The sequence below is a fragment of the Porcipelethomonas sp. genome (assembly GCF_051893655.1).
Classification (GTDB): domain Bacteria; phylum Bacillota; class Clostridia; order Oscillospirales; family Ruminococcaceae; genus Porcipelethomonas.
Window position 1 is genome coordinate 1 of sequence record NZ_JBJFHN010000114.1, and the last position, 7,751, is coordinate 7,751.

Here is a 7,751-nt window from a genome sequence, read left to right on the forward strand (position 1 = left end):
TGAAATAGATGAAATTCTGAATAAATACGCTGACTGAATATGTTTTCGGATATTTCTTTTCATATTCTTGATATACTGCAGAATTCTCTCCGTGCAAACGCATCAGAAATAATAATTACTATAGAAAATAAATCCGGTAAAAACGAAATGTCTGTTTCAGTTGAAGACAATGGAAACGGCATGACGGATGAACAGCTGAGAAAATGCTGTGATCCTTTTTTTACTACCAAAAATAATCAGTGTACTGGTCTTGGAATATCATTTTTTAAATATGCAGCTGAAATAACCGGAGGAAAATTCAGCATTGAATCAGTATTGTCTGTGGGTACTGTAATTAAAGCAGTTTTTTTAACTGACAGTATAAATTGTATCCCCGTCGGCGATATTTTTTCAACGGTTTATTCTGTATTGATTTCCAGTCCGGAAACCAGAATTATTCTGCATTTAAAAGCAAAAAACGTAAATTTTACATACGATTCAGTAAATCTTACGTCATATTTCAGAAATACCGGAAAAATAAATTACCAGTTGATATCTGCTGAAAAACAGAAACTGAAAAGAAATATAGAAAAAATTGAAAATGAATTCGTCAATTATAATATAATTTAGGTTTAAGGAGTAAAAAATGACAATTGAGGAATTAAATGCTATAAAAGCAAAAATGAAAGCGCAGGTAACCCTCAGAGCCGAAGATCCTGACAATACAAAAGTTATTGTTGCAATGGGAACCTGCGGAATTGCTGCCGGAGCAAGAGATGTCCTGACTGCATTTGCAGATGGTATCGCTGAAAAAGGCATTGAAAATGTAATGGTATCACAGACTGGCTGCATAGGAAACTGTCAGCTGGAGCCTATTGTTGAAATTTACGAAAAAGGCAAAGATAAAGTTACATATGTAAACATGAACGCTGACAAGGCAAAGGAAGTAATTGAAAAGCATCTTGTCGGCGGTCAGGTTGTGTCCGAATATACAATCTGATTAATTTCAATACTGCGAAAAAATTGCTGTCATGGTTTATGACAAGCTGAAAGGAATAAAATTATGTATCGTTCACACGTTTTAATATGCGGTGGTACAGGCTGTACTTCCTCCGGCAGTGCTGCAATTGAAAAGGCACTCATTACGGAAATTGAAAAAAACGGACTTAAAGACGAAGTACAGGTTGTCAAAACCGGTTGTTTTGGCCTCTGTGCTTTAGGTCCGATTATGATAGTTTACCCTGAAGGAACATTCTATTCAATGGTTAAGGCTGAAGATATTCCTGAAATCGTTGAGGAACATCTCCTTAAGGGACGTATTGTTACAAGACTCGTTTATCAGGAAACTGTTACAGATTCCGGTATAAAGTCATTGCAGGATACTGCATTCTATAAAAAGCAGCACCGTGTTGCTCTGAGAAACTGCGGTGTTATAAATCCGGAAAATATCGATGAATACATAGGGGAAAACGGCTATCAGGCACTGGCTAAGGTTCTGACTGAAATGACTCCTGAAGAGGTTATTCAGACTATTCTCGACAGCGGTCTCAGAGGAAGAGGCGGCGGCGGATTCCCTACAGGAAAAAAATGGGAACTCGCAAGAAACATAGTAAAGGATGCCGATCAGAAATATGTATGCTGCAACGCCGATGAAGGTGACCCGGGAGCATTTATGGATCGTTCCGTACTTGAGGGCGACCCGCATGTTGTACTGGAAGCTATGGCAATTGCAGGCTATGCTATCGGTGCGTCACAGGGTTATATTTATGTTCGTGCAGAATACCCAATCGCCGTTCAGAGACTTGAAATTGCAATTAAACAGGCTCGTGAATACGGTCTGCTGGGCAAAAATATATTCGGTACAGACTTCTCATTCGATATCGGTCTGAGACTTGGTGCCGGTGCGTTCGTATGCGGCGAGGAAACCGCTCTTATGACCTCTATTGAAGGCAACAGAGGTGAACCTCGTCCACGTCCTCCGTTCCCTGCTGAAAAAGGTCTGTTCCAGAAACCAACAATCTTAAACAATGTTGAAACATATGCTAACATTCCTCAGATTATTTTAAACGGTGCTGACTGGTTTGCTTCAATGGGTACTGAAAAGTCAAAAGGTACAAAGGTATTTGCCCTCGGCGGAAAAATTCACAATACTGGTCTCGTTGAAGTTCCTATGGGTACAACTCTCAGAACAGTTATCGAAGAAATCGGCGGCGGTATTCCAAACGGCAAAAAATTCAAGGCTGCTCAGACAGGCGGTCCTTCCGGCGGATGCATTCCTGCTGAACATATGGATATTCCGATTGACTATGATAACCTTATCAGTATAGGTTCTATGATGGGTTCAGGCGGTCTTATCGTAATGGACGAAGACAACTGTATGGTTGACATCGCTAAATTCTTCCTGGAATTTACTGTTGATGAATCCTGCGGAAAATGTACACCTTGCCGTATCGGTACAAAGCGTATGTACGAAATCCTGGATAAAATTACAAGAGGTCAGGGCACTCTGGAGGATATTGACAAGCTTGAAGAACTTTGCTACTACATCAAGCAAAACTCTCTCTGCGGTCTCGGTCAGACAGCTCCAAACCCTGTATTATCAACACTCCGTTATTTCAGAGATGAATATATTGCCCATGTTGTTGACAAAAAATGTCCTGCCGGTGTCTGCAAGCATCTGTTAAGCTTTGAAATTGACCCTGAAAAGTGCAAGGGCTGTACATTGTGTTCAAGAGTATGTCCTGCCGGTGCTATCAGCGGTACTGTTAAATCACCGCATGTTATTGACAAGAACAAATGTCTGAAGTGCGGCGCTTGTATGGAAAAATGTAAGTTCGGCGCAATCAGCAAGAAATAGTGGAGGAACTGATAATGGAAAAAATAAATCTTAAAATAAATGGTATGGCAGTTTCCGTACCTAAGGGTACAACAATTCTTGAAGCTGCCCGCATGGCTAATATTGATATTCCTACACTCTGCTATTTAAAGGATATCAATGAAATCGGTGCATGCCGAATCTGCGTTGTTGAAGCAAATGAAGGAAGAGGTTTCAGAATCGTTGCATCATGCGTTTATCCGGTAAGCGAAGGTATGGAGGTTCTTACTAACTCTCCTAAGGTAATCGAATCAAGAAAGAAAACTCTTCAGCTTATTCTGTCAAATCATGACAGAAAATGTCTGTCATGCGTTAGAAGTCATAACTGTGAGCTTCAGAAGCTTGCAAGAGATATGGGTGTTGATGACGAAAGTATTTATGACGGCGAAAAGAATGTATATGAAATAGATAATTCCGCAGCTCATATGTATCGTGACAACAATAAATGTATTCTTTGCAGAAGATGTTCTGCTGTCTGCGAAAAGGTTCAGGGTATAGGCGTAATAGGTGCTAATGAACGTGGATTCAGAACAGTTATTCAGAGTGCATTTGATATGGGTCTTGGTGAAACAAGCTGTGTATCATGCGGTCAGTGTATAGCTGTCTGTCCTGTTGGTGCTATTTCTGAAAAGGATAACACAAAGGAAGTATTTGCAGCAATTGCTGATCCTACAAAACATGTTGTTGTTCAGGCTGCTCCGGCAGTAAGAGCTGCTCTCGGAGAAGCTTTCGGACTTCCTGTCGGTACAGATGTAGAAGGAAAAATGGCTGCCGCTCTGAGACGCCTCGGATTCGATAAGGTATTTGACACAAACTTCTCCGCTGACCTTACAATCATGGAAGAAGCACATGAATTTCTTGACAGAGTTAAAAACGGCGGAAAGCTTCCGCTTATAACATCCTGCTCACCTGGCTGGGTAAAATACTGTGAACACTACTTCCCTGACATGACAGAAAATCTTTCAAGCTGTAAATCTCCTCAGCAGATGTTCGGTGCAATAGTAAAATCCTATTACGCTGAGAAGGAAGGCATTGATCCTAAGGATATCGTTTCTGTCAGCATTATGCCATGTACAGCAAAGAAATTTGAAATCGGTCGTGACGATGAAGACGGTGCAGGTTATCCTGATGTTGATATAGCTATTACTACAAGAGAACTTGCAAGAATGATAGAACGTGCAGGCATCCAGTTCATGGCTCTTCCTGATGAAAAATTTGACGATCCGCTGGGCGTTTCAACAGGTGCAGGTGTAATATTCGGTGCAACAGGCGGTGTTATGGAAGCTGCATTAAGAACAGCTGTTGAAGAATTGACAGGACAGGAACTGCCGTCTGTAGATTTTACTGAGATTCGTGGTACAGAGGGAATCAAGGAAGCAACATATGACGTTGCTGGAATGAAGGTAAAGGTTGCAGTTGCAAGCGGTCTTGGAAACGCAAGAACTCTGCTTAACAAGGTTAAAAACGGTGAAGCTGATTATCAGTTTATCGAAATTATGGGATGTCCTGGCGGATGTGTAAACGGCGGCGGACAGCCTCAGCAGCCTGCAAGCGTCAGAAACTTCACCGATATCCGTGCTTTAAGAGCAAAAGTTCTTTATGATCTTGACGAAAGCAGACCTATCAGAAAATCTCATGAAAATCCTGTTATTAAGGAGCTTTATGATAATTATCTTGGCGAACCAGGCAGTCATAAAGCACATGAACTTCTCCATACTACATATGTAAAGAGAAAAGTTAACGAATATTAATTAAATTACATATTCAATATTCATCGATTAACAAAAAATTCAGCAGCCGAAACATAAATAGGACATTTGTCGTAAATAGGACAGGTATTTCTATAAAATGACTGATAACCGCATTCCATAGAATCTTTTTTATAAGTATTAATATCAAATAAACAATATTTAATTTCTATAAAATACTGTGTATTCTGTACCGGACAATGGTCAAAACATGTTTTTATTATATACAATTTTAATTTCTCCTATCGTATAAATTATAATTTAATTATATCAATAATGTAAATTTATGTCAATATTAATACAAAAAAATCCCCGGAGTTTAACCTCCGGGGATTTCATGATTATGACCTTTGCAAAAATACTTTATATCGTATATCTGCATTTTTTCTTATCACATTCAACGAATACGTTTATTTTAACGCATGTTTCATCATCATCATTTTTATCGGTGCTGTCACACTGAACCTTTGGTTCAGATTTAGAACATTTATCGCACTCAACATATATATTCAGTTCAACACAGTTTTCTTTCTTGCTCACTATTTTTCACCACCTTCACTATATCATATGATATAGCAGTAAGAATGGTTACAACTTGCTTTGTGCAAAAACGACTGTAATAAATTCATTAGCATTTTCTATATATAGATGAAGAAAGAAAACCTTGCCGAAATCTATTTGCTTATATTTGCGGTTGTCACCTTTGGTGACGAGCAAAATGACACTTTTAATAAATTACTGCTACAGCCAATTTGGTAAGGTTTAATTGGTGGAGCGATAAAATCATATTTAACATTTTTGAGGATAAAATTTTCTTATTGGCTCTTTACTTTTACATTGTAATGTGCTAAAATATAAATATTAAAAACGGATTTTTTCAGGAGGATTTTGCAGTGAACAATAAATTAAAGGATAAGGCAATGGACAACCTTTTTGACGCTGTTTTATGCCTTGAAACACGTGAAGAATGCTACAATTTTTTTGAGGATTTGTGTACTGTTCTGGAACTTAAATCACTTTCCCAAAGACTTCAGGTAGCTAAAATGTTGAGTGAGCATCATGTATACAATGATATTGTTGCTGCCACCGGAGCCAGTACCGCTACAATAAGCCGTGTAAATCGTTCTCTCAACTACGGCTGCGATGGATATGCAATTGTCTTTGAAAGAATGAATAAAATGAAGGATGCTAATGATGAAGCCGAATAAAAGCTATGGAATTTTTGCTGAATATTATGATATACTCACACAAAATATTGACTACCGCAAACGTGCCGAATATTTTAATACATTAATAAAACAATCCGGCGGAAAGCAGTGCGGATTGCTTCTTGACCTGGCATGCGGTACCGGAAGCCTGTCAGAAGCAATGGATGATCTGGGATATGATGTAATTGCCGTTGACAGCTCTCCTGAAATGCTGGGCATTGCTATGGATAAAAAGTTTGAAAGCGGCAAAAATATACAATATGTTTGTCAGGATATGCGTGAGCTTGACCTTTACGGTGGAGTTGACATTACAATCTGTGCACTGGACAGTCTTAACCATCTTGATAATTTTGATGACTTGAAAACTGTTTTTTCTAAAGTTTTCACTTTTACAAATCCTGAGGGTCTTTTTATTTTTGATATTAATACTGAATTTAAGCATAAAACAATATTGGGAGAGCATACATTTATTTATGACACAGATGAAGTTTACTGTGTCTGGCAAAACAGCTGTGAAAACAGCAAAGTAAAAATTGACCTGGATTTCTTTGTTCCGGAAAATGAAAAATATTCAAGATATTCAGAAAGCTTCTATGAAAACGCTTATTCTATTGAGGATATCAAACATGCTCTGGAAAATACGGGTTTTAGGGTTTTGAATATTTATGATGAAGACAGTTTTGAGCCTTTAAAGGAAAACAGTCAAAGAGCTGTTTTTGTAACACAAAAATAATACTTTCAAGGAGTTTTATATAATGGGAATATTAAAAAGAGCTATATCAAAGGACGCTTCAGCTGTTTCAATGGCTCTGGACGCTGCTGATATAGTAGGTGAAATAGAAAAAATCCATAAGACAAGTGCCGTTGTAACAGCTGCCCTCGGAAGACTTTCCATTGCAGCTTCTATGATGGGATATGGTCTTAAGGGAAAAGATGATTCAATAACGGTAAAAATTGACGGAGGAGGTCCTGCCGGAATGCTTCTGGCAGTATCAGATGGAATGGGAAATGTAAAAAGCTATGTACAAAATCCCGTAGTAGAAATTCCTCTGAACAGTATCGGTAAACTGGATGTGGCTGGTGCTGTAGGAAAAGACGGTACGCTGACTGTTGCAAAAGATCTGGGACTTAAAGAACCCTATTGCGGAATGGTTCCGATTGTTTCAGGAGAAATCGGAGAGGATATTGCAAATTATTTCGTTTCCAGCGAACAGATCCCGACGGTATGCGGTCTGGGAGTACTTGTGAATCCTGATCTTTCCGTAAACTGTGCCGGAGGATTTTTAGTACAGCTTCTCCCCTTTGCGGATGAAAACTGCATAAGCACCATTGAAAAAAATGTAAGCAAAATCAATTCCGTAACAGATCTTTTCAAATCAGGCAAAACAGTCGAAGATATCGCCTTGTCGCTGCTGGACGGACTTGAACCCAATATACTCGATGAAAGCAATCCTGTCTATAAATGTGATTGCAGCAGAGAAAGAACCGAAAAAATTCTTGCCGGTTTAAACTCCGAGGAGCTTGAAAAACTCGCAGCCGAACAGGAAGTAACTGAGGTATGCTGCCATTTCTGCAATAAAAAATATACATTTACTCCGGAAGAAATTCTATCGCTGAAAAAAATTTGAAAATTTTTAAAAAAGGTATTGACAAATTCTTGATTATAGTGTATAATAAATATCGTTGCACAGCGAGTGTAACAAATGTACTGGCAAAAGGGAGCATAGCTCAGCTGGGAGAGCATCTGCCTTACAAGCAGAGGGTCATAGGTTCGAGCCCTATTGTTCCCACCATTTATGGCCTGGTAGTTCAGTTGGTTAGAACGCTAGCCTGTCACGCTAGAGGTCGTGGGTTCGACTCCCATCCAGGTCGCCATAATGGCAAACGCCTCTGTAGCTCAGTCGGTAGAGCAGGGGACTGAAAATCCCCGTGTCATTGGTT

At 39.1% G+C, this 7,751-nt stretch carries 8 protein-coding genes and 2 tRNA genes; 9 read left to right on the forward strand and 1 reads right to left on the reverse strand.

The features are described 5' to 3' along the window. Positions 1 to 39: 39 nt before the first annotated feature. The 4 genes from ACI4WO_RS06615 to ACI4WO_RS06630 all read left to right on the forward strand — a co-directional run bounded on the left by ACI4WO_RS06615 (position 40) and on the right by ACI4WO_RS06630 (position 4,605). Entirely contained in the window at positions 40 to 609 is a 570-nt protein-coding gene (locus ACI4WO_RS06615) for an ATP-binding protein (protein ID WP_439806772.1), read from the forward strand. 16 nt (positions 610 to 625) lie between these two features. Beyond that, positions 626 to 979: a (2Fe-2S) ferredoxin domain-containing protein gene (locus tag ACI4WO_RS06620; RefSeq protein ID WP_439806773.1), complete on the forward strand. Its 354-nt coding sequence runs from the start codon at positions 626 to 628 to the stop codon at positions 977 to 979. Positions 980 to 1,042: 63 nt separating this feature from the next. After that, complete coding sequence (locus ACI4WO_RS06625) at positions 1,043 to 2,836, forward strand: NADH-ubiquinone oxidoreductase-F iron-sulfur binding region domain-containing protein (protein ID WP_439806774.1); 1,794 nt, start codon at positions 1,043 to 1,045, stop codon at positions 2,834 to 2,836. Positions 2,837 to 2,850: 14 nt separating this feature from the next. Next, positions 2,851 to 4,605, forward strand: coding sequence for an NADH-dependent [FeFe] hydrogenase, group A6 (locus tag ACI4WO_RS06630; protein ID WP_439806775.1), 1,755 nt, complete (start codon positions 2,851 to 2,853; stop codon positions 4,603 to 4,605). A gap of 360 nt (positions 4,606 to 4,965) precedes the next feature. On the opposite strand, the gene ACI4WO_RS06635 is transcribed toward ACI4WO_RS06630, so the two are convergent. Then, positions 4,966 to 5,142 (reverse strand): hypothetical protein, encoded by a 177-nt coding sequence (locus ACI4WO_RS06635; RefSeq protein ID WP_439806776.1) that lies wholly within the window; start codon positions 5,140 to 5,142, stop codon positions 4,966 to 4,968. Between the two features lie 353 nt (positions 5,143 to 5,495). Here ACI4WO_RS06635 and ACI4WO_RS06640 point away from each other — a divergent pair, with 353 nt between their 5' ends. The 5 genes from ACI4WO_RS06640 (at position 5,496) to ACI4WO_RS06660 (ending at position 7,685) form a co-directional block, all read left to right on the forward strand. Then, positions 5,496 to 5,810, forward strand: coding sequence for a YerC/YecD family TrpR-related protein (locus tag ACI4WO_RS06640; RefSeq protein ID WP_439806777.1), 315 nt, complete (start codon positions 5,496 to 5,498; stop codon positions 5,808 to 5,810). Then, on the forward strand, positions 5,797 to 6,543 hold the full coding sequence (locus tag ACI4WO_RS06645; protein WP_439806778.1) for a class I SAM-dependent DNA methyltransferase: 747 nt from the start codon (positions 5,797 to 5,799) through the stop codon (positions 6,541 to 6,543). Before ACI4WO_RS06640 ends, ACI4WO_RS06645 begins: the two co-directional genes overlap by 14 nt. A 22-nt stretch (positions 6,544 to 6,565) precedes the next feature. After that, positions 6,566 to 7,438: an Hsp33 family molecular chaperone HslO gene (gene hslO, locus ACI4WO_RS06650; protein ID WP_439806779.1), complete on the forward strand. Its 873-nt coding sequence runs from the start codon at positions 6,566 to 6,568 to the stop codon at positions 7,436 to 7,438. Positions 7,439 to 7,527: 89 nt separating this feature from the next. After that, positions 7,528 to 7,603, forward strand: a tRNA-Val gene (locus ACI4WO_RS06655). Positions 7,604 to 7,608: 5 nt separating this feature from the next. Continuing rightward, positions 7,609 to 7,685: transfer RNA gene (locus ACI4WO_RS06660), tRNA-Asp, on the forward strand. Positions 7,686 to 7,751: the final 66 nt, after the last annotated feature.